General features: G+C 71.2%; 18 protein-coding genes. 17 read left to right on the forward strand and 1 reads right to left on the reverse strand.

The features are described 5' to 3' along the window. Positions 1-269: 269 nt before the first annotated feature. Positions 270-1,241 carry a DMT family transporter gene (locus ACFV8H_RS07985; protein WP_380397428.1) on the forward strand — a complete coding sequence of 324 codons (972 nt, stop codon included), beginning with the start codon at positions 270-272 and terminating at the stop codon, positions 1,239-1,241. Between the two features lie 13 nt (positions 1,242-1,254). Here ACFV8H_RS07985 and ACFV8H_RS07990 read toward each other — a convergent pair whose 3' ends face one another. Next, positions 1,255-1,839 carry a hypothetical protein gene (locus ACFV8H_RS07990; protein WP_380397430.1) on the reverse strand — a complete coding sequence of 195 codons (585 nt, stop codon included), beginning with the start codon at positions 1,837-1,839 and terminating at the stop codon, positions 1,255-1,257. Positions 1,840-2,034: 195 nt separating this feature from the next. Here ACFV8H_RS07990 and ACFV8H_RS07995 point away from each other — a divergent pair, with 195 nt between their 5' ends. From ACFV8H_RS07995 to nuoN, 16 genes are all read left to right on the forward strand, one after another. Continuing rightward, on the forward strand, positions 2,035-3,162 hold the full coding sequence (locus ACFV8H_RS07995) for a sensor histidine kinase (RefSeq protein WP_380397432.1): 1,128 nt from the start codon (positions 2,035-2,037) through the stop codon (positions 3,160-3,162). Continuing rightward, the gene (locus ACFV8H_RS08000) at positions 3,159-3,854 is read left to right on the forward strand and encodes a response regulator (protein ID WP_380397434.1); all 696 of its coding nucleotides are present in this window, start codon (positions 3,159-3,161) and stop codon (positions 3,852-3,854) included. Before ACFV8H_RS07995 ends, ACFV8H_RS08000 begins: the two co-directional genes overlap by 4 nt. 818 nt (positions 3,855-4,672) lie before the next feature. Then, complete coding sequence (locus tag ACFV8H_RS08005; RefSeq protein WP_360239135.1) at positions 4,673-5,032, forward strand: NADH-quinone oxidoreductase subunit A; 360 nt, start codon at positions 4,673-4,675, stop codon at positions 5,030-5,032. Between the two features lie 127 nt (positions 5,033-5,159). Next, positions 5,160-5,714, forward strand: a complete 555-nt coding sequence (locus ACFV8H_RS08010; protein WP_375888969.1) for a NuoB/complex I 20 kDa subunit family protein — start codon at positions 5,160-5,162, stop codon at positions 5,712-5,714. Continuing rightward, entirely contained in the window at positions 5,711-6,424 is a 714-nt protein-coding gene (locus tag ACFV8H_RS08015; RefSeq protein WP_380397436.1) for an NADH-quinone oxidoreductase subunit C, read from the forward strand. Before ACFV8H_RS08010 ends, ACFV8H_RS08015 begins: the two co-directional genes overlap by 4 nt. Beyond that, entirely contained in the window at positions 6,424-7,755 is a 1,332-nt protein-coding gene (locus ACFV8H_RS08020; protein WP_380397438.1) for an NADH-quinone oxidoreductase subunit D, read from the forward strand. Before ACFV8H_RS08015 ends, ACFV8H_RS08020 begins: the two co-directional genes overlap by 1 nt. Further along, the gene (gene nuoE / locus ACFV8H_RS08025; protein WP_380397440.1) at positions 7,752-8,573 is read left to right on the forward strand and encodes an NADH-quinone oxidoreductase subunit NuoE; all 822 of its coding nucleotides are present in this window, start codon (positions 7,752-7,754) and stop codon (positions 8,571-8,573) included. Before ACFV8H_RS08020 ends, nuoE begins: the two co-directional genes overlap by 4 nt. Next, complete coding sequence (nuoF, locus tag ACFV8H_RS08030; protein WP_380397442.1) at positions 8,573-9,934, forward strand: NADH-quinone oxidoreductase subunit NuoF; 1,362 nt, start codon at positions 8,573-8,575, stop codon at positions 9,932-9,934. Before nuoE ends, nuoF begins: the two co-directional genes overlap by 1 nt. Continuing rightward, a complete protein-coding gene (locus ACFV8H_RS08035) occupies positions 9,931-12,462 on the forward strand; it encodes an NADH-quinone oxidoreductase subunit G (RefSeq protein ID WP_380397444.1) in 2,532 nt (843 codons plus the stop codon). Before nuoF ends, ACFV8H_RS08035 begins: the two co-directional genes overlap by 4 nt. Further along, positions 12,459-13,799 (forward strand): NADH-quinone oxidoreductase subunit NuoH, encoded by a 1,341-nt coding sequence (nuoH, locus tag ACFV8H_RS08040; protein WP_380397446.1) that lies wholly within the window; start codon positions 12,459-12,461, stop codon positions 13,797-13,799. Before ACFV8H_RS08035 ends, nuoH begins: the two co-directional genes overlap by 4 nt. Positions 13,800-13,805: 6 nt before the next feature. Then, complete coding sequence (nuoI, locus tag ACFV8H_RS08045) at positions 13,806-14,408, forward strand: NADH-quinone oxidoreductase subunit NuoI (protein WP_375888986.1); 603 nt, start codon at positions 13,806-13,808, stop codon at positions 14,406-14,408. Beyond that, positions 14,408-15,304: an NADH-quinone oxidoreductase subunit J gene (locus tag ACFV8H_RS08050; RefSeq protein WP_380397641.1), complete on the forward strand. Its 897-nt coding sequence runs from the start codon at positions 14,408-14,410 to the stop codon at positions 15,302-15,304. The genes nuoI and ACFV8H_RS08050 overlap by 1 nt, the downstream gene beginning before the upstream one ends. Continuing rightward, on the forward strand, positions 15,301-15,600 hold the full coding sequence (gene nuoK / locus ACFV8H_RS08055; RefSeq protein ID WP_360244848.1) for an NADH-quinone oxidoreductase subunit NuoK: 300 nt from the start codon (positions 15,301-15,303) through the stop codon (positions 15,598-15,600). Before ACFV8H_RS08050 ends, nuoK begins: the two co-directional genes overlap by 4 nt. 14 nt (positions 15,601-15,614) lie before the next feature. Further along, positions 15,615-17,552 (forward strand): NADH-quinone oxidoreductase subunit L, encoded by a 1,938-nt coding sequence (nuoL, locus tag ACFV8H_RS08060; protein ID WP_380397448.1) that lies wholly within the window; start codon positions 15,615-15,617, stop codon positions 17,550-17,552. A 37-nt stretch (positions 17,553-17,589) separates the two neighbouring features. After that, the gene (locus tag ACFV8H_RS08065; protein ID WP_380397450.1) at positions 17,590-19,209 is read left to right on the forward strand and encodes an NADH-quinone oxidoreductase subunit M; all 1,620 of its coding nucleotides are present in this window, start codon (positions 17,590-17,592) and stop codon (positions 19,207-19,209) included. After that, positions 19,206-20,843 carry an NADH-quinone oxidoreductase subunit NuoN gene (gene nuoN / locus ACFV8H_RS08070; protein WP_380397452.1) on the forward strand — a complete coding sequence of 546 codons (1,638 nt, stop codon included), beginning with the start codon at positions 19,206-19,208 and terminating at the stop codon, positions 20,841-20,843. The genes ACFV8H_RS08065 and nuoN overlap by 4 nt, the downstream gene beginning before the upstream one ends. Positions 20,844-20,991 lie beyond the last annotated feature (148 nt).

Raw genomic sequence — 20,991 nt, forward strand, 5'->3', positions numbered from 1 at the left:
GCCCGCGAGATTTACCAGGTCCTGACCACGCCCGGCACCTCACACGTCACCGCCGAGCAGCTCACCACCGCTGCTTGACATCCATAAGAGCATCCCGCCGGCGCCCGGCAGGGGCATTGATCACCGGCGGCCCGGTGCGCGAAGATGGCGCCCCCGTGCTCCACCCCTCGCCCCGTCCCCCGCTGAGCCACACGCCCAGCTCCCGGGTCCGTCCGACGCCGTACGGTCCTCGCACCCGCCGGTTCCGTTCGTACGGAGGGATCCTCCTCATGCGCGCCTCCCTGTCCTCGTTCTCGTCCTCATCGGTCCTTCGCGATCTACCGGTCCTGCTCGTGGCAGTGGTGTGGGGGTCGAGCTTCCTCGCCGTCCAGCGGGTGGCCGACCCGGAGACGGTCGTGGCGATGCTCGTCCTGCGCTTCGGGCTGGTGCTGCCGCTGCTCGGGCTGGTCGCCTGGCGCTCCCTGCGGAGGCTGAGCCGCGCCGAATGGCTCGGCGGCGCCACGCTGGGCCTGGTCCTCAGCGGGATCTTCCTGCTGGAGACCTACGGCGCCGTCCACACCTCCGCGACCAATGCCGGGCTGATCATCAGCCTCGCGATGGTGCTCACCCCGCTCGGCGAAAGCGCCCTCACCCGGACCGCACCGCCGCGGGCCTTCCTCGCGGCCGCCGGGCTGGCCGTCCTCGGCGTAGCCCTGCTCACCGGCGACGGCGGGCTGCGCCCTCCGACCCTCGGTGACCTGCTGGTGCTGGGCGCCGCCCTCGTCCGCTCGGCGTACGTCCTGGCGACGGCCCGTACCCGGGCCGTCCGCCACACCGACATGCTGGCCGTCACCTGGGTCCAACTCGCCTCGGCCACCACGGTGTTCGCCGTCGTCGCGCTGTCCGTCGGGCCTGCTCCCTGGACCATCGCCCGCTCGTACGGGGCCGGCCAGTGGGCCTGGCTGCTGCATCTGTCCCTGTTCTGCACCCTGTTCGCCTTCTTCGTCCAGATGTGGGCCGTCCGGGCCACCTCGCCGTCCCGGGTGAGTCTGCTGCTCGGCACCGAACCGCTGTGGGCCGCCGTCTTCGGCCTCACCGTGGCCGGGAACCGGATGGGCCCGCTCGCCCTGCTCGGCGCAGCCCTGGTGTTGATCGCGACCGAGTGGGGGCGGCGGACCGCCCCTGCGCCGCTCCCGGCCGAGAACGCGGGCGAGAGTGCGGGCGAGGCGGAGCAGCCGAGCCCGGAGCCGGCCCCGGTCTGACCCGCGGCCCTCGTTATCGGCGCCGCCACAGAGTCCGGCGGGCGTAGTCGACCGTGACCGCGCCCAGCAGCGGGCCCCAGGCGGCCAGGGGCAGGTAGGCGAGAGTCATCACCAGGGCGCTGAGGCCGTGCGGCGAATCCGCCTCGGCCAGGTTCCCGGCCCAGCCGCCGAACAGGGCGAACAGCCCCAGCCCGGTCAGCACGAGTGCGCCCAACAAGGCCGGAACGACGGCGAACAGGGGGCGCACCCGTCGGCCGCCTATCAGCGGGACCCAGCGCGGAACCACCTGCCCCCAGGGCCGGACCAGGCCCACGGTCAGGAACGCCAGTCCCTCCGCCAGCGCACTCAGCGCCACGCAGTAGACCGTGCCCCAGCCCGGCTGGTGCGCCGCGTACGCCGCAGCCGTCGCCCCGCTGAAACCGAGCGGGACGCCGAAGCCGAAGACGATCCGCCACAGCCCCGAGGGAACCGTGCTGAGCGCGGCGGCCGTGGCGGCGATCCGGGCCCAGCGCGGGGCGGGCGGGACGTCCGGCACGACCGCGTCGACCACCCCGATCCGGTGGTCGGACACGCGGGCATTGATCATGAGCTTCGACATGGCGGTGCACTCCCTTCGGCTCCGGCCCCGTGGCCGGTGCGATGACTCAAGACTGGCGGCCGGAAAGGGCCGGCGGCAGATGCCGATCGGGCTGTTCCTCCTGCTCAACTGCCCTTTGAAATGTGCCGATCGGCACAGGTGTGCCGCCCCTCCCGCGCCGTAATGTGACGGCAGTCGAAGAGTCGAGGAGAGGTGATGACGATGACTCAGATCCTGTCCGGGGTCGTCCTGGTCCTGGCACTGCCCGCCTGGTCGGCGCGGGGCCGCCGTGGCGCGGCAGCCGTGACCTTGGCGCTCGGGGTGTCCTCGGCGGTGGTCACGGCCGCCGTCTGGATCCTCGGCCGCTGGCTGGAGGGCGACCGCTGGGCCGGGCTGCTCGGACTGGTCGAACTGGCCGTCCTGCTGCTGTCGGTGGTCATCACCCTGCGCACCGAGGACGGCCCGCGGTGCGCACTGGCGGCCTGGACGGCCTGCGCAGCGGTCGCCCTCTGGCTGACCAGGTTCGCGTTCGTCGAAGGGCCCGGGGACGTCCTCACGATCTTCGGCTTCGGCTCGGCGCTCTCCCTGCCGGCCGTCCTGATCGGGCTCTACCTGAGGGGCCTGGACGAGGGACGCACCAAGGCGGTGGTCGAGGCAAGGCGGGCCCAGCGGCTCGAACTGGCCCACGATCTGCACGACTTCGTGGCGCATGACGTCAGCGGCATGGTGGCCCAGGCCCAGGCCGGCGCCTTCCTGGCCTCGGTCGACCCGGTCCGAGCGGTCGCCATGTTCGAACGGATAGAGCAGGCCGGGCAGCGGGCCCTGGCATCACTGGACCGGACGGTCCAGCTACTGCGCACGGAGGAGGGGACCGGGCGCGGCCCACAGCCGGGGCTGTCGGAACTCGCGGAGGTGGCCGAGCGGTTCACCGCCGCGGGCGGCCCCGAAGTCCGGCTGGAGCTGCCGGATCAGCCGGTTCCGAGGGAGCTGGGAGGGACGGTCCACCGGATCGTCGTCGAGGCGCTGACGAATGTCCGACGGCACGCCCAGGGCGCCGGACGGGTCGACGTCTGGGCGCGCTGCGTCGGCGAGTGGCTGGAGCTGACCGTGACGAACGACGGTCGGCCGGCGGGGGTGGCCAGTCGGCCCCGGCGTGGCGGTGGCAGCGGACTGCCTGGTCTGGCCGCGCGGGTGGAGGCGCTCGGCGGCACCTTCGAGGCGGGAGTGCATGAGCGGGAGGCCTGGCGTGTGACGGCGAGGCTGCCGCTGGCGGGTCGGGAGGAACCGGAGCGGCCGGAGACCCCGATGAGGACGAGTGCGGGTGCAGGGGAGAAGAGCGGATGAGCAGCAGCGCAAAGCCGATCCGGATCCTGGTCGCCGATGACCAGGCGGACATCCGTAGTGCGTTCCGGATGATCCTGGACGTCCAGCCGGACATGACGGTGGTGGCGGAGGCGGCGGACGGTGCCGCGGCGGTACAGGAGGCGAACCGGCTGCGGCCGGACGTGGTGCTCGCGGACATCCGGATGCCGAAGCTCGACGGCCTGGAGGTCACGCGGCAACTCGCCGGTCAGTGCAAGGTGATCGTGGTGACGACCTTCGACCTGGACGAGTACGTGCACACGGCCTTGCGGCACGGTGCGGCGGGCTTCCTGCTCAAGCGCTCGGGGCCGGTCTTGTTGATCGAGGCGGTCAGGGCGGCGATGGCCGGGGACGCGTTGATCAGTCCGCAGGTCACCGTTCGGCTGTTGCAGCACATGGCACTGCCGGGTGCCGCCCCGAAGCCTGGGTCCGCGGGCGGGGCAGGCGTGCCGGGCCCGTTGATAGCCGGCCCGGTGGAGGAACTGACCGAGAGGGAAAAGGAGATCGCTGAGCTGGTGGCCGATGGAGCGACCAACGCCGAGATCGGCGCCGGGCTCTTCATCTCACCGGGAACGGTGAAGAACCACCTCGCCAACATCCAGCGCAAGCTCGGTGCCCGTAACCGGGTGGGCATCGCGGCCTGGGTGTGGGAACAGGCGGTCGGCAACCGGTAGCCGGCCCCTGGCCCGAAGGGCGGGAGCGGAACGACGGAGGCGGCCTGCGCCAGACGGGGCCCGAGAGCGAGAGGGAGGCAGGGCAGAGGAGGCGGCGGGCCGAGGGATTCGAGGGCCGCAGTGGGAAGTTGGGCCTGCCTACACGGGAGGCGGAGCCGCGAGGGCGGCGGGTGAAGCGGAGGCGGAGGAGGAGGGCAGGCCCCCCAGGGGTCCACAGGCTGCCAGGGCTGCGAGCGCGCAGCAGCCCCGCGCTGGGACCGGCCGGTCCAGCGCAGGTGACACCGGCAGCAGGTGGGCAACCCTGGCGCGGGCGGCGGGCGGCGGGCGGCGGGCGGCGGGCGGCGGGCGGGGGGCGGGGGGAGGGGAGGGGGAGACCCCCACGGCAACATCGCGCGCTTGTGAACAAAGGGTCAAGCAAGCGTTCCTCCCCCCACCACCCCTCCGAGTGAGCCGCTATAACACGTCAACATGACGCCCCGAAATTTGCTATCCCCGGAGCATAGTTGATATAGGAATACGCCCCTGACCAGCCGCTTCCCAGGTAAATGCGACTGCTTGTGACCATTTGACTCCTTTGCGTTGACAACTCTGGGCATGTTCACATTCACCACCATTCACATGGTGGCGTAGATCACAAAGATGACGATGAACTGCGTGTCGCAGATCACAAGCCACCGGGCATAGGATGCGCTCGTTCCAGGCTTTGTGAACTGCCTCACATGAGGTGGATCTCGGGAACTGGAACGCGGGTTCACCTCAGCGTGACCCGCCGGTTCCGATCTGCAGTCAAGGACGACTGGACGGAGGGAGCGGGGGCTATGAATGCCTACGCGCCGATCCTCGTACTCGGTGCCATCGCGGCGGCGTTCGCGGTCGGTTCCGTCGTGATGGCCTCACTCACCGGCCCCAAGCGCTACAACCGGGCCAAGTTGGAGGCGTACGAGTGCGGCATCGAGCCGACCCCGCAGCCCGTGGGCGGCGGTCGGTTCCCGATCAAGTACTACCTGACGGCGATGCTCTTCATCGTCTTCGACATCGAGATCGTCTTCCTCTACCCCTGGGCGGTGACCTTCGACTCCCTGGGGCTCTTCGGGTTGGTCGAGATGCTCCTGTTCATCGCCACCGTCTTCGTCGCGTACGCCTACGTCTGGCGTCGCGGCGGCCTGGAGTGGGACTGAGGCAGGGGTGGCGCCGCCGCCCTTGTGAACGAGCGGACAAGCTCGGACGGGCCGGACGTTCCCCCGGACGCTCCGCGGGCGCATCGCCGGACGTACCAGAGGACTTGAGGGCATTGAGAGGGATCTGATGGGAATCGAGGAGAAGCTGCCGAGCGGCTTTCTGCTCACGACCGTGGAGACGGCCGCCGGCTGGGTGCGCAAGGCGTCACTCTTCCCGGCCACCTTCGGTCTGGCCTGCTGCGCGATCGAGATGATGACCACCGGTGCCGGCCGCTACGACCTGGCCCGGTTCGGGATGGAGGTCTTCCGGGGCTCCCCCCGGCAGGCCGATCTGATGATCGTGGCGGGCCGGGTGAGTCAGAAGATGGCCCCGGTGCTGCGCCAGGTGTACGACCAGATGCCCAACCCGAAGTGGGTCATCTCGATGGGCGTCTGCGCCTCTTCCGGCGGGATGTTCAACAACTACGCGATCGTGCAGGGCGTCGACCACATCGTCCCGGTGGACATCTACCTGCCCGGTTGCCCGCCCCGCCCGGAGATGCTCCTGGACGCCATCTTGAAGCTGCACGACAAGATCCAGCACGAGCCGCTGGGCGTGAACCGGCGCCGCGCCGAGGAGTTGGGCGAGGCCCTGGCCCTCAAGGCGACCCCGATCAGCGAGATGCGGGGGCAGCTGCGATGAGCGAGCAGGTACCCGAGTCCCGCCGCGAGCAGCCGCCCCGGGAGATCCCGGTCGAGGTGGTCGGCCGCCGGCAGGGCATGTTCGGTGCCGACGGCACCGGCGACACCTCCGGCTTCGGCGGTCTGGCTGCCCCGATCGTGCTGCCCGGCCCGAGCGAACGCCCGTACGGCGGCTGGTTCGACGAGGTCGCCGACGAGTTCGAGGGCGCGTTGGAGGAGCAGGGCCTGGACCCGGCCGAGGTGGTCGAGAAGACCGTGGTCGACCGCGGCGAGCTCACCTTCCACCTGGATCGCACCCACCTGTTGAAGGCGGTGCGCATCCTGCGCGACGACCCGGCGCTGCGCTTCGAACTGTGCCTGGGCGTGAGCGGGGTGCACTACCCGGGCGACCGGGGCCGCGAGCTGCACGCGGTCTACCACCTGCGTTCGATCACCCACGGCCGGCTGATCAGGCTGGAGGTCACCGCGCCGGACGCCGACCCGCGGATCCCCTCCGTGGTGAGCGTCTACCCGACCAACAACTGGCACGAGCGCGAGGTCTACGACTTCTTCGGCCTGGTCTTCGACGGCCACCCGGCGCTCACCCGGATCATGATGCCGGACGACTGGCTGGGCCACCCGCAGCGCAAGGACTACCCGCTCGGCGGCATCCCCGTCGAGTACAAGGGCGCCCAGATCCCGGCTCCCGACCAGCGGAGGTCGTACAGCTGATGAGTACTCAGCACTACGAGGAAGCAGATGCCCGCGACACCACCGAGGGCCGGGTCTTCACCGTCACCGGCGGCGACTGGGGCGAGGTGGTCGAGGCGGCCGGCCGGGCCGACGACGAGCGCATCATCGTCAACATGGGCCCCCAGCACCCGTCCACCCACGGCGTGCTGCGGCTGATCCTGGAGATCGACGGCGAGACGGTGAAGGAGGCCCGCTGCGGCATCGGCTACCTCCACACCGGCATCGAGAAGAACATGGAGTTCCGCAACTGGGTCCAGGGCACCACCTTCGTGACCCGCATGGACTACGTGATCCCGCTGTTCAACGAGACCGCCTACTGCCTGGCGGTCGAGAAGCTGCTCGGCATCACCGACGACATCCCGGAGCGGGCCAGCGTCATCCGGGTGATGATGATGGAGCTCAACCGGATCGCCTCGCACCTGGTCTGCCTGGCCACCGGCGGCATGGAGATCGGCGCCACCACCCTGATGGTCTACGGGTTCCGGGACCGCGAGCTGATCCTGGACGTCTTCGAACTGGTCACCGGCCTGCGCATGAACCACGCGTACGTCCGCCCCGGCGGCCTGGCCCAGGACCTGCCGCCCGGCGCCGTCGACCAGATCCGCGAGGCGGTCCGCACCCTCCGCTCCCGGATGCACGAGTACGACAAACTCGCCACCGGCAACCCGGTGTTCAAGGCCCGGCTGGTCGACGTCGGCTACCTGGACCTGGCCGGCTGCCTGGCCCTGGGCGCCACCGGTCCGATCCTGCGGGCCACCGGCCTGCCGCACGACCTGCGCAAGACCGATCCGTACTGCGGCTACCAGGACTACGACTTCGAGGTCGCGGTCGCCGACACCGCCGACTCCTACGGCCGGTTCCTGATCCGGCTGGAGGAGATGAAGCAGTCCCTGCGGATCGTCGAGCAGTGCCTGGACCGGCTGCGCCCGGGCCCGGTCATGGTGGCCGACAAGAAGATCGCCTGGCCGGCCCAACTGGCCGTCGGCCCGGACGGGATGGGCAACTCGCTCGACCACATCCGCAAGATCATGGGCACCTCGATGGAGGCCCTGATCCACCACTTCAAGCTGGTCACCGAGGGCTTCCGGGTCCCGGTCGGCCAGGCGTACGCGGCGGTCGAGTCGTCCAAGGGCGAGCTGGGCGTGCACGTGGTCAGCGACGGCGGGACGCGCCCGTACCGGGTGCACTTCCGGGACCCGTCGTTCACCAATCTGCAGTCGATGGCGGCGATGTGCGAGGGCGGCCAGGTGGCCGACGTGATCGTCGCGGTGGCCGGGATCGACCCGGTGATGGGAGGCGTGGACCGGTGACGGACGTCGAACTGGGACTGCCGGCGATGCCGGCCCCGCCGTACCCGGAGGAGGTGCGCACCCGGCTGGCCGCCGACGCCGCCGAGCTGATCGGCCGCTACCCGCAGGCCCGCTCGGCGCTGCTGCCGCTGCTGCACCTGGTGCAGGCCGAGGAGGGCTTCGTCAGCCGGACCGGGATCCGCTTCTGCGCCGAGCAGTTGGGGCTCACCACGGCCGAGGTCACCGCCGTCGCCACCTTCTACACGATGTACCGGCGGCGCCCGGCCGGGAAGTACCACGTCGGGGTCTGCACCAACACCCTGTGCGCGGTGCTCGGCGGGGACCGGATCTTCGCCGACCTCCAGGAGCACCTGGGCATCGGCAACAACGAGACCACCGAGGACGGCGAGATCTCGATCGAGCACATCGAGTGCAACGCCGCCTGCGACTACGCCCCCGTGGTGATGGTCAACTGGGAGTTCTTCGACGACCAGACCCCGCAGAGCGCCCGCCGGCTGGTCGACGACCTGCGGGCCGGCCGGGAGGTGCGGCCCACCCGCGGCGCCCGGCTGTGCGGCTTCAAGGAGACCGCCCGGATCCTGGCCGGCTTCCCGGACGAGCGCCCGGGCGCCAACGACGAGTCGGGTGCCGGCGGCGCCCCCTCGCTGGCCGGGCTGCGGCTGGCGCGCGGCGAGGCCCTGCCCGGTACCGCCGGCACCAAGGTGGTCTCCCCCCGCCACGAGGCGCCCCGCGCCGGGGACCCGGGCCACGGGGATCCGGGCCACGGGGAGCCGGGCCACGAAGGCAAGGCCGACGGCCAGGAAGGGACCGAAGCGTGATGACCTCCGCCGAGCCGGCCGAGAAGCTGCTCACCCCCGTCCTGTCCGACCCCTGGGACGACAGCCGCCCCTGGACCCTCGCCACCTACCGCCGCCACCACGGCTACGAGGGCCTCAAGGCGGCCCTCGCGATGCCCCCGGACGACGTGATCGCCCTGGTCAAGGACTCCGGTCTGCGCGGCCGCGGCGGCGCCGGCTTCCCCACCGGGATGAAGTGGCAGTTCATCCCGCAGAACGACGGCAAGCCGCACTACCTGGTGGTCAACGCGGACGAGTCCGAGCCGGGCACCTGCAAGGACATCCCGCTGCTGTTCGCCAACCCGCACTCCCTCATCGAGGGCATGGTCATCGCCTCCTACGCGATCCGCTGCGACCACGCGTTCATCTACCTGCGCGGCGAGGTCGTCCCGGTGCTGCGCCGCCTGCACGCCGCGGTCGCCGAGGCGTACGCGGCGGGCCTGCTCGGCCGGGACATCCTCGGCTCGGGCGTGAACCTGGACATCACCGTCCACGCCGGCGCCGGCGCCTACATCTGCGGCGAGGAGACGGCGCTGCTGGACTCGCTGGAGGGCCGCCGCGGCCAGCCGAGGCTGCGCCCGCCGTTCCCGGCGATCGCCGGCCTGTACGCCTGCCCGACGGTGGTCAACAACGTCGAGTCGATCGCCTCGGTGCCGCCGATCCTGGCCCGCGGCAAGGAGTGGTTCAAGAGCCTGGGCACCGAGAAGTCCCCGGGCTTCACGCTGTACTCGCTGTCCGGCCACGTCACCAACCCCGGCCAGTACGAGGCCCCGCTCGGCATCACGCTGCGCCAGCTGCTGGACCTCTCCGGCGGCGTCCGGGCCGGGCACCGGTTGAAGTTCTGGACCCCGGGCGGCTCCTCCACCCCGATGTTCACCGACGAGCACCTCGACGTCCCGCTGGACTACGAGGGCGTCGGCGCGGCGGGTTCGATGCTCGGCACCAAGGCGCTGCAGGTCTTCGACGAGACCACCTGCGTCGTGCGGGCGGTGACCCGCTGGACGGAGTTCTACGCCCACGAGTCCTGCGGCAAGTGCACCCCCTGCCGGGAGGGCACCTACTGGCTGGTCCAGCTGTTGAAGCGGATCGAGGCGGGCGAGGGCGTCGACGGGGACCTGGAGAAGCTCCTCGACATCGCCGACAACATCAACGGCAAGTCCTTCTGCGCGCTGGGCGACGGCGCGGCGAGTCCGATCGTCTCCTCGCTCCAGCACTTCCGGGCCGAGTACGAGCAGCACCTGGCCGAGCGCCGCTGCCCGTTCGACCCGGCCGCGTCCACCGTCTGGGCCGACGGCCCCCGCCCCGGCCACCAGTCCGCCACCGAGAGGGAGGTGCACGCGTGACGATCACCGAGCCGGCCGCCTCCACGAACGACGGAGCAGCGGTCGAACTGGTCACGCTCACCATCGACGGCGTCGAAGTGAAGGTCCCCAAGGGCACCTTGGTGATCCGGGCCGCCGAGACCATCGGCACCCAGATCCCGCGCTTCTGCGACCATCCGCTGCTGGATCCGGCCGGCGCCTGCCGGCAGTGCATCGTGGAGGTCGAGGGCCAGCGCAAGCCGGTCGCCTCCTGCACCATCCCGGTCGCCGAGGGCATGGTGGTGCGCACCCAGCTGAGTTCGCCGGTGGCGGAGAAGGCACAGCGCGGCGTGATGGAGCTGCTGCTGATCAACCACCCGCTGGACTGCCCGGTCTGCGACAAGGGCGGCGAGTGCCCGTTGCAGAACCAGGCGATGAGCAGCGGCGCGGCGGACTCCCGGTTCGAGGGGATGAAGCGCACCTACGCGAAGCCGCTGCCGATCAGCAGCCAGGTGCTGCTGGACCGGGAGCGCTGCGTGCTGTGCGCGCGCTGCACCCGCTTCTCGCAGCAGATCGCCGGGGACCCGTTCATCGACCTGGTGGAGCGCGGGGCGCTGCAGCAGGTGGGCACGGGGGAGGGGGACGACTTCGAGTCGTACTTCTCCGGGAACACCATCCAGATCTGTCCGGTGGGCGCGCTGACCTCGGCGGCTTATCGTTTCCGCTCGCGCCCCTTCGACCTGGTGTCCTCGCCGAGCGTGTGCGAGCACTGCTCGGCGGGTTGCGCGCAGCGCACCGATCACCGGCGGGGCAAGGTGCTGCGTCGGCTGGCGGGCGAGGACCCGGCGGTGAACGAGGAGTGGAACTGCGACAAGGGGCGGTTCGCGTTCCGCTACGCCCAGCAGCGGGACCGGCTGACGACCCCGCTGGTGCGGGTGGACGGCGCGTTGGTGCCGGTCTCCTGGCCGGAGGCGTTGCGGCGGGCCGCCGAGGGTCTGCGCGGGGCCCGTACGGGTGTGCTGGCGGGTGGCCGGGTGACGGTGGAGGACGCGTACGCGTACGCGAAGTTCGCCCGGGTGGTGCTGGGCACCAACGACGTGGACTTCCGGGCCCGCCCGCACAGTGGTGAGGAGGCGGACTTCCTGGCCGCGGCGGTCGCCGGGCGCGGGGTGGACGTGGACGGTTCGGGCGTCGACTACGCGCGGCTGGAGCAGGCTCCGGTGGTGCTGCTGGCGGGGTTCGAGCCGGAGGAGGAGTCGCCGATCGTCTTCCTGCGGCTGCGCAAGGCGTCCCGGGGCAACGGCGTCAGGGTGTTCTCGGTGGCGTCGTTCGCCTCCCGGGGGCTGGCGAAGCTGCGCGGTGCGCTGCTGCCGGCGGCGCCGGGGACGGAGCCGGAGTGGTTCGCGGCGCTGGCGGCGGACGAGCCGTTGAACGACGAGGCCGGGCGGGCGGCCGAGCTGTTGCGCCGGCCGGGTGCGGTGATCCTGGCGGGTGAGCGGCTGGCGTCGGTGCCGGGCGCGTTGACGGCGGTGCTGCGGTTGGCGCACGCGACCGGGGCGGCGCTGGCCTGGGTGCCGCGCCGGGCCGGGGAGCGCGGGGCGGTGGAGGCCGGCGCGCTGCCGGGTCTGCTGCCGGGCGGCCGTCCGGTGGCGGACGCGGCGGCGCGGGCCCAGGCGGCCGCGGTGTGGGGGGTGGCGGAGCTGCCGTCGCGTCCGGGCCGGGACACCGGCCAGATCCTGACCGCGGCGGCGCGGGGCGATCTGGACGCGCTGCTGGTCGGCGGGGTGGATCCGGACGATCTGCCGGATCCGGCGCTGGCCGGGGAGGCGCTGGCGGCGGTGCCGTTCGTGGTGTCGCTGGAGCTGCGGCCGTCGGCGGTGACGGGCCGGGCCGACGTGGTGCTGCCGGTGGCGGCGGTGGCGGAGAAGGCGGGGACCTTCCTGGACTGGGAGGGCCGGGTGCGGATGTTCGAGGCCGCGCTCAAGCCGGACCAGCAGATGGGCCGTCATCTCCAGTCGGACCTGCGGGTGCTGGCGATGCTGGCGGACGCGCTGGGGCACCGGCTGGGCCTGGCGGACGTGCGGGCGGCCCGGTTGGAGCTGGACCGCTTCGGGCCGTGGCGGGGTGACCGCGCGGCGGATCCGGCGGCGCACCCGGGTGTGCTGCCGCGGCCGGCCACCGGCCAGGCGGTGCTGGCGGGTTGGCGGCTGCTGCTGGACGAGGGCTCGTTGCAGGACGGCGATCCGCACCTGGCGGGGACGCGGCACCGGGCGGTGGCCCGGGTGTCGTCGGCCACCGCGAAGGAGATCGGCGCCAAGGAGACCGGCGCGGAGGTCGGCGCGGAGGCCGCCGGTGCGCTGCGGCTGACCGGTCCGGCGGGTTCGCTGGTCCTGCCGCTGGAGGTGACCGACTCGGTCCCGGACCGTACGGTCTGGATCCCGCTCAACTCCACGCCGGGCGGCGCGCACCGCGCGCTCGGCACCACCGTCGGCCATCTGGTGACGATCGCCGCGGCCGAGCTCGCGCCGGTCGCCGTCGAGGGCGGGTCCCGGGAAGGGGAGGTCCGATGACGACTCCGCAGCCGTACGAGACGCTCCACTTCTTCGGCCAGGACCCGTGGTGGCTGGTGCTGTTGAAGGCGGTGTTCTGCTTCGCCTTCCTGGTGCTGACGGTGCTGGTGACGATCGTCTGGGAGCGCAAGGTGGTGGCCTGGATGCAGTTGCGCATCGGGCCGAACCGGCACGGGCCGTGGGGCCTGCTGCAGTCGCTGGCGGACGGCGTGAAGCTGGCGCTCAAGGAGGACCTGGTCGTCAAGGGCGCGGACAAGGTGGTCTACGTCCTGGCCCCGATCGTCTGTGCGATCCCGGCGTTCATGGCCTTCGCGGTGATCCCGTTCGGCCCGGCCGGCGAGGAGGTGTCGATCTTCGGCACCCGGACGCCGCTGCAGCTGACCGACTTCCCGGTGGCGCTGCTCTACATCCTGGCCACCGCCTCGATCGGCATCTACGGGATCGTGCTGGCCGGTTGGTCCTCGGGTTCGACGTACCCGCTGCTGGGCGGCCTGCGGTCGGCCGCGCAGATGATCAGCTACGAGATCGCGATGGGCCTGTCCTTCGCGGCGGTGTTCGTCTACTCGGGGTCGATGTCGACCTCGGAGATCGTGGCGCACCAGCAGCCGAAGTGGTTCGCGGTGCTGCTGCCGGTGTCGTTCATCGTCTACGTCATCGCGATGGTCGGGGAGACCAACCGGGCGCCGTTCGACCTCCCGGAGGCCGAGGGCGAGCTGGTGGGCGGTTTCAACACCGAGTACTCCTCGTTGAAGTTCGCGATGTTCATGCTGGCCGAGTACGTCAACATGGTGACGGTCTCGGCGGTGGCGTCGACCCTGTTCCTGGGCGGCTGGCGGGCCCCGTGGCCGGTGTCGGCCTTCTGGGAGGGCGCCAACCACGGCTGGTGGCCGATGCTGTGGATCACCTTGAAGATCCAGCTGCTGGTGTTCTTCTTCATCTGGCTGCGCGGCACGCTGCCGCGGTTGCGCTACGACCAGTTCATGAAGCTGGGCTGGAAGGTGCTGATCCCGGTCTCGCTGGTGTGGCTGGTGCTGATCGCGAGCGTGCGGGCGCTGCGCAACGAGGGGTACGGCTTCGGCGAGGTGGTGCTGTACGTGGGCGCGCCGGTCGGCGCGATCCTGCTGCTGGCGCTGGTCCGGGACTTCCTGCGCAAGGAGAAGGAGCCCGGGCCGGAGCAGGAGGCCCCGGGGAAGGGCGAGTTCGATCCGATGGCGGGCGGGTACCCGGTGCCGCCGCTGCCCGGGCAGGTGCTGCCGCCGGTGCCGCGCCGGCCGGGCCGGGCCCCGAAGCAACTCCAGGACGCCCTCAACGGGGCCGACCATTCCGAAGGGAGCTGATCCGCGATGTCGTCCGACCAGACGGGCCGGCCCGAGCGGGCCGACCGGCCGTCGGTGCTCGGTCCGGCCGCCGGTTTCGGCGTGACCTTCAAGGCCATGTTCAAGAAGCGGCTGACCGAGCAGTACCCGGAGCAGAAGAAGCCCACGGCTCCGCGCTTCCACGGCCGCCACCAGCTGAACCGGCATCCGGACGGGCTGGAGAAGTGCGTCGGCTGCGAGCTGTGCGCGTGGGCCTGTCCGGCCGACGCGATCTACGTGGAGGGCGCGGACAACCGGGACGAGGAGCGCTACTCGCCGGGTGAGCGCTACGGCGCGGTGTACCAGATCAACTACGCCCGCTGCATCCTGTGCGGGCTGTGCATCGAGGCCTGTCCCACCCGGGCGCTGACGATGACCAACGAGTACGAGCTGGCGGACTCCTCCCGCAAGGACCTGATCTTCACCAAGGAGCAGCTGCTGGTGGGCCTGTCGGAGGACATGGTCGACACCCCGCACGCGATCTTCCCGGGCACCGACGAGGGTGCGTACTACCGGGGCGAGATCACGGGGGCGGCGCCGGGGACGGTCCAGCAGGAGCGCACCGACCGGGAGAAGGAGGTGCGGCAGTGATCGCACAGCTGGCGGCGGCGAGCGGGACGACCTCCACGGGTGAGGCCGTCCAGTTCTGGGTGCTCGCGGTGATCGCGGTCGGTGGCGCGCTGGGGATGCTGCTGATGCGCAAGGCGGTGCACAGCGCGCTGTGCCTGGCGGCGACCATGCTGGCCCTGGCGGTCTGTTACATGGCCCAGGGCGCGGTGTTCCTGGGCGTGGTGCAGATCGTGGTGTACACCGGCGCGATCATGATGCTGTTCCTGTTCGTGGTGATGCTGGTCGGCGTGACCAGCGAGGACTCCCTCAAGGAGCAGTTGAAGGGCCAGCGGTTCGCGGCGGTGCTGTGCGGGCTGGGCTTCGGGGTGCTGCTGATCGCGGGCATCGCGAACGCGCGGCTGGACCACTTCACCGGGCTGGCCGAGGCGAACGCCGAGGGCAACGTGCCGGGCCTGGCCCGGCTGATCTTCACCCGCTACGTGTGGGCCTTCGAGGTCACCGGCGCGCTGCTGATCACCGCGGCGGTCGGCGCGATGGTGCTGACCCACCGGGAGCACGTGAAGGCGCCGAAGACCCAGCGGGAGCTGGCGGAGCAGCGGGTGCGGGACAACATCCAGCTGCCGCCGCTGCCGGCGCCGGGCGTGTACGCGCGGCACAACGCGGTGGACGTGCCGGCGCTGCTGCCGGACGGCACGATCGCGGAGGACTCGGTGATGGCGACGCTGCGCGAGCGCGGCCAGGTCCGGGACGTCAGCCGGGAGATGCTGCGGCGGATGGCGGAGCTGGAGAACAGCACGGCGGACTGGCTGGGCCGGCCGTCCTCGGAGCGGCCGGTGGTGGCGGCTCCGCGCGGGCCCTTGGAGCCGGTCCCGGGCCCCGGGGCCGAGCCGCGCGAGGCCGGGGAGGGGGAGCGGTGAATCCGGTCAACTACCTCTATCTGTCCGCCCTGTTGTTCACCATCGGCGCGTCCGGGGTGTTGATCCGGCGCAACGCGGTCGTGCTGTTCATGTGCGTCGAGCTGATGCTGAACGCCTCGAACCTGGCGCTGGTGACGTTCTCCCGGCTGCACGGGACCCTGGACGGTCAGATCATCGCGTTCTTCACGATGGTGGTGGCGGCGGCCGAGGTCGTGGTCGGCCTCGCCATCATCGTCTCCATCTTCCGGACCAGGCACTCCGCTTCGGTCGACGACAGCAATCTGATGAAGCTGTAGGCGGAGGACCTTCGGTGAACTCTCTCATTCCGCTGCTGGTGGCGGCTCCGCTGGCCGGTGCCGCCCTGCTGCTCCTGGGCGGTCGGGCATTCGACCGCTTCGGCCACTGGCTGGCCACCGCGCTCGCCGCGCTCTCGTTCGGCTTCGGCCTGGCCCTGTTCTCGGACATGCTGGGCCGGGACGTCGAGCACCGGGCGGTGACGAAGCACCTGTTCAGCTGGGTGCCGGTGAACGCCTTCCAGGCCGACGTCTCGTTCCGGCTCGACCAGTTGTCGATGACCTTCGTGCTGTTGATCACCGGGGTGGGCACGCTGATCCACCTGTACTCGGTGGGCTACATGGCGCACGACGAGCGCCGGCGCCGCTTCTTCGCGTACCTGAACCTGTTCCTGGCCGCCATGCTGCTGCTGGTGCTGGCGGACAACTACCTCCTGCTGTACTTCGGTTGGGAGGGCGTGGGCCTGGCCTCGTACCTGCTGATCGGCTTCTGGCAGCACAAGCCGAGTGCGGCGACCGCGGCGAAGAAGGCGTTCCTGGTCAACCGGGTCGGCGACATGGGCCTGTCGATCGCGATCATGCTGATGTTCGCCGAGTTCGGCTCCTTCGCCTTCACGCCGGTCCTCGGTTCGGAGGGCGTGGTCGGGGCGGTGCACGGGGCGAGCGAGGGCAGGCTGACGGCGATCGGCCTGATGCTGCTGCTGGCCGCGTGCGGCAAGTCGGCGCAGGTGCCGCTGCAGTCCTGGCTGGGGGACGCGATGGAGGGCCCGACCCCGGTCTCGGCCCTGATCCACGCGGCCACCATGGTGACCGCCGGGGTCTACCTGATCACCCGGTCCTCGGCGATCTTCGACCTGGCGCCGGACGCCCAGACCGCCGTGGTGGTGGTCGGTGTGGTGACGCTGCTGTTCGGTGCGATCGTCGGTTGCGCCAAGGACGACATCAAGAAGGCGCTGGCCGGTTCGACCATGTCGCAGATCGGTTACATGATCCTGGCGGCCGGGCTGGGCCCGATCGGCTACGTCTTCGCGATCATGCACCTGGTGACCCACGGCTTCTTCAAGGCCGGGCTGTTCCTCGGCGCCGGGTCGGTCATGCACGGCATGGACGACGAGGTGAACATGCGCCGCTACGGCGGCCTGTGGCGGCACATGCCGTGGACCTTCGCCACGTTCGGCCTGGGCTACCTGGCCATCATCGGCTTCCCCGGGCTGTCCGGCTTCTTCTCCAAGGACAAGATCATCGAGGCGGCCTTCGCCAAGGGCGGCACCGAGGGCTGGATCCTCGGCCTGTGCGCGCTGGTCGGCGCGGCCGTCACCGCGTTCTACATGACCCGGGTGATGCTGCTGACCTTCTTCGGCGAGAAGCGCTGGCAGCCGAAGGCGGACACCAGCGGCTCCGCCGCGGGCGAGGGCGACCTCCCGCACCCGCACGAGTCGCCGCGGACCATGGTCGTGCCGATGGTCCTGCTGGCCTTCGGCTCGGTCTTCGCCGGCGGGCTGTTCGTCTACCACGGCTCCTTCCTGAAGTGGCTGGAGCCGGTCACCGGCCACAGCGAGGGCAACCCGCCGCTCGGCTCCTGGACGGTCACCGGGCTCACCACGGCCTGCATGCTGGCCGGCGTGGGGCTGGCGTACCTGATGTACGGGCGCTCGCCCGTCCCGGTGGTGCCGCCGGTCGGCTCCCCGCTCACCCGGGCGGCCCGCCGCGACCTGCTGCAGGACGACTTCAACCACGCGGTGCTGGTACGGCCGGGCTCCGCGCTGGCGGCGACCCTGGTCTACTTCGACAGCCGCGGCCTGGACGGCTTCGTCAACGGCCTGGCCGCCCTCATCGGGGGCCTGTCCGGCCGGCTGCGGCGGGTCCAGAACGGCTTCGTCCGCTCGTACGCGCTCTCCATGTTCGGCGGCACGCTGGTGCTGGTCGCCTCGACTCTCCTGATGAGGTCCGTGTGATGGACAAGGAACCCACAATCCGCAGGGGAGGTGCGGCATGAGCGTGCTACTGACCACCACCTGTGCCGTCCCGGCGGCCGGCGCGGTGCTGACCGCCGCCCTGCCCGCCGGGTCGAACGCGGCCCGGCGGCGCACCATCAAGACCGTCGCGCTGGCCGTGTCGGGGGTGACCCTGGTGCTGGCCGCCCTGGTGGCGCTGCGCTTCGACCCGCACGGCGCCCGGTTCCAGCTGACCGAGTCGTACAGCTGGATCCGCTCCTTCGGCATCACCTTCTCGCTCGGCGTGGACGGCATCGGCGCGGTGCTGGCCCTGCTGACGGCCGTCCTGGTGCCGATGGTGATGCTGGCCTCCTGGCACGACGCGGACCCGGCCGCCCCGGGCCCCGACGGCAGCTTCGAGAACAAACGGCGCACCCAGGCCTTCTTCGCCCTGATCCTGGCGGTGGAGGCGATGGTGGTGGTGTCCTTCTACGCCACCGACGTCTTCCTGTTCTACGTGTTCTTCGAAGCCATGCTGATCCCGATGTACTTCCTGATCGGCGGCTTCGGCGACCGGGCCGGCGGCCCGGACTCGGCGCGCCAGCGCTCCTACGCGGCCGTCAAGTTCCTGCTGTACAACCTGCTCGGCGGCCTGGTGATGCTGGCCGCGGTGATCGGGCTGTACGTGATCGCCCAGGAGCAGGGCTTCGGCACCTTCGACCTGCCGACCCTCACCGGGGCGATCGCCGACGGCAGCCTCAAGCTGTCCGGGACGGCGCAGAACGCGCTGTTCCTCGGCTTCTTCTTCGCCTTCGCGGTGAAGGCCCCGCTGTGGCCGCTGCACACCTGGCTGCCGAACGCGATGGGCGAGGCGACGGCCGGCACCGCGGTGCTGATCACCGCGGTGGTGGACAAGGTCGGCACCTTCGCGATGCTGCGCTTCTGCCTCGGGCTGTTCCCGGACGCCTCGAAGACCTTCGCCCCGGCGATCCTGGTGCTGTCGCTGATCGGGATCGTCTACGGCGCGCTGCTGGCGGTCGGCCAGAAGGACATCAAGCGGCTGGTCGCCTACGCCTCGATCTCGCACTTCGGCTTCATCATCATGGGTGTCTTCGCGATGACCAGCCAGGGGCAGAGCGGCGCGACCCTCTACATGGTCAACCACGGCCTCTCCACCGCCGCGTGGATGCTGGTGGCCGGCTTCCTGATCTCGCGCCGCGGCTCGCGGCTGATCGCCGACTACGGCGGCGTGCAGAAGGTCGCCCCGGTGCTCGCCGGGACCTTCCTGATCGGCAGCCTGGCGACCCTGTCGCTGCCGGGGCTGGCCCCGTTCGTCAGCGAGTTCCTGGTGCTGGTGGGCACCTTCACCCGCTACCCGGCGATCGGCGTCGTCGCCACCCTCGGCATCGTGCTGGCCGCGCTGTACGCGCTGCTGCTGTACCAGCGCACCATGACCGGCCCGGTGAAGGAGGGCGTGCGCGCGATGCCCGACCTCAAGGTCCGGGAACTGGCCGTGGTGGCACCGCTGGTGGCGCTGACGATCCTGCTCGGGGTGTACCCGAAGCCGCTCACCGACCTGGTGAACCCCTCGGTGGACGCGACGCTCTCGCAGGTCCACCGGACCGATCCGGCGCCGGCCCACCCGGTCGCCGCCACCTCAGGAGGTGAGCAGAAGTGAGTGCCACCGCAGTGCTCGCCGCCGTCGGCGGCAACACCCCCGGCATCCCGGCGCCGCACATCGAGTACGGCCAACTCTCCCCGATGCTGGTGGTCTTCGGGGCCGCCGTGGCGGGCGTCCTGGTCGAGGCCTTCGTCCCGCGCCGGCTGCGGCACTGGACCCAGGTGTCGCTGGCGCTGGTCGCGCTGGCCGGCGCGTTCGCCGCCGTGGTGGTGCTGGCGACGCAGGGCCACGGCGCGCCGCGGGTCGACCTGCTGGCCATGGAGTCGGTCGCCCTGGACGGCCCGGCGCTGTTCCTCCAGGGCGTGATCCTGCTGGTCGCCGTCGTCGCGGTGCTCACCTACGCGGAGCGCAGGCTGGAGCCCAAGGCCGGCGGCCTGCCCGCCGACGCCTTCGCCGCCCAGGCGTCCGCCACCCCGGGCGGGGAGCAGGAGCGGGACGCGGTCCGGGCCGGCTTCGCGACCACCGAGGTCTTCCCGCTGACCCTGTTCGCGGTCGGCGGCATGCTGCTCTTCCCGGCCGCCAACGACCTGCTGACCATGTTCGTGGCGCTGGAGGTCTTCTCCCTCCCGCTGTACCTGCTGTGCGCGCTGGCCCGGCGCCGCCGGCTGCTGTCCCAGGAGGCGGCGGTCAAGTACTTCCTGCTGGGCGCCTTCGCCTCGGCGTTCTTCCTGTTCGGCACCGCGTTGCTGTACGGCTACGCGGGCAGCGTCAAGCTCGGCGACATCGCGGACGTCATCTCCGGCAAGGCGATGACGACCCCGGCGCAGCTGAGCAGCACCCAGAGCGACGCGCTGCTGCTGACCGGCCTGGCGCTGCTGGCGGTGGGTCTGCTGTTCAAGGTGGGCGCGGTGCCGTTCCACTCCTGGATCCCGGACGTCTACCAGGGCGCGCCGACCCCGGTGACCGGCTTCATGGCCGCGGCCACCAAGGTCGCCGCGTTCGGGGCGTTCCTGCGGCTGTTCTACGTGGCCTTCCCGGGCCTGCGGCTGGACTGGCGGCCGGTGCTGTGGGGCGTGGCGATCCTGACCATGGTGGTCGGCGCGGTGCTGGCGGTGACCCAGCAGGACGTCAAGCGGCTGCTGGCGTACTCCTCGATCGCGCACGCCGGGTTCATCCTGACCGGGGTGATCGCGGTCAACAAGCAGGGCCTGTCCTCGGTGCTGTTCTACCTGGCGGCGTACTCCTTCGTGACGCTCGGGGCCTTCGCCGTGGTCACCCTGGTGCGCGACTCCAAGGGGGAGGCGACCCACCTGTCCAGCTGGGCGGGGCTGGGGCGGCGCTCGCCGCTGGTGGCGGCGGTCTTCGCGCTGTTCCTGCTGGCCTTCGCCGGGATCCCGCTGACCTCCGGTTTCACCGGGAAGTTCGCGGTGTTCCAGGCGGCGGCGGCCGGCGGGGCGACGCCACTGGTGATCGTGGGTGTGCTGAGTTCGGCGGTGGCCGCGTTCTTCTACATCCGGGTGATCGTGCTGATGTTCTTCTCCGACCCGCAGCCGGGCGGTCCGACGGTGGCGATCCCGAGCGCCTTCACGGCGACCGCGATCGGGGTGGGGGTGCTGGTCACGCTGGGTCTGGGACTGCTGCCGCAGTACTTCCTGGACCTCGCGTCCAAGGCCTCGCTGTTCGCGTACTGACCGTAGCCGGTCGGTTTGTTCGGAGATCGGCCCGGATCCGCGGGCCGATCTCCGGTCTTCGTTTCCCGGTGAATTCGCCCCCACCGCCGCTGCGTCCGCACAGGCCTCCTGACCAGGGCTTCCGGCGCGGTCATGACGGGATCCGCAC

This window comes from Kitasatospora sp. NPDC059827 (assembly GCF_042731675.1).
GTDB lineage: Bacteria > Actinomycetota > Actinomycetes > Streptomycetales > Streptomycetaceae > Kitasatospora.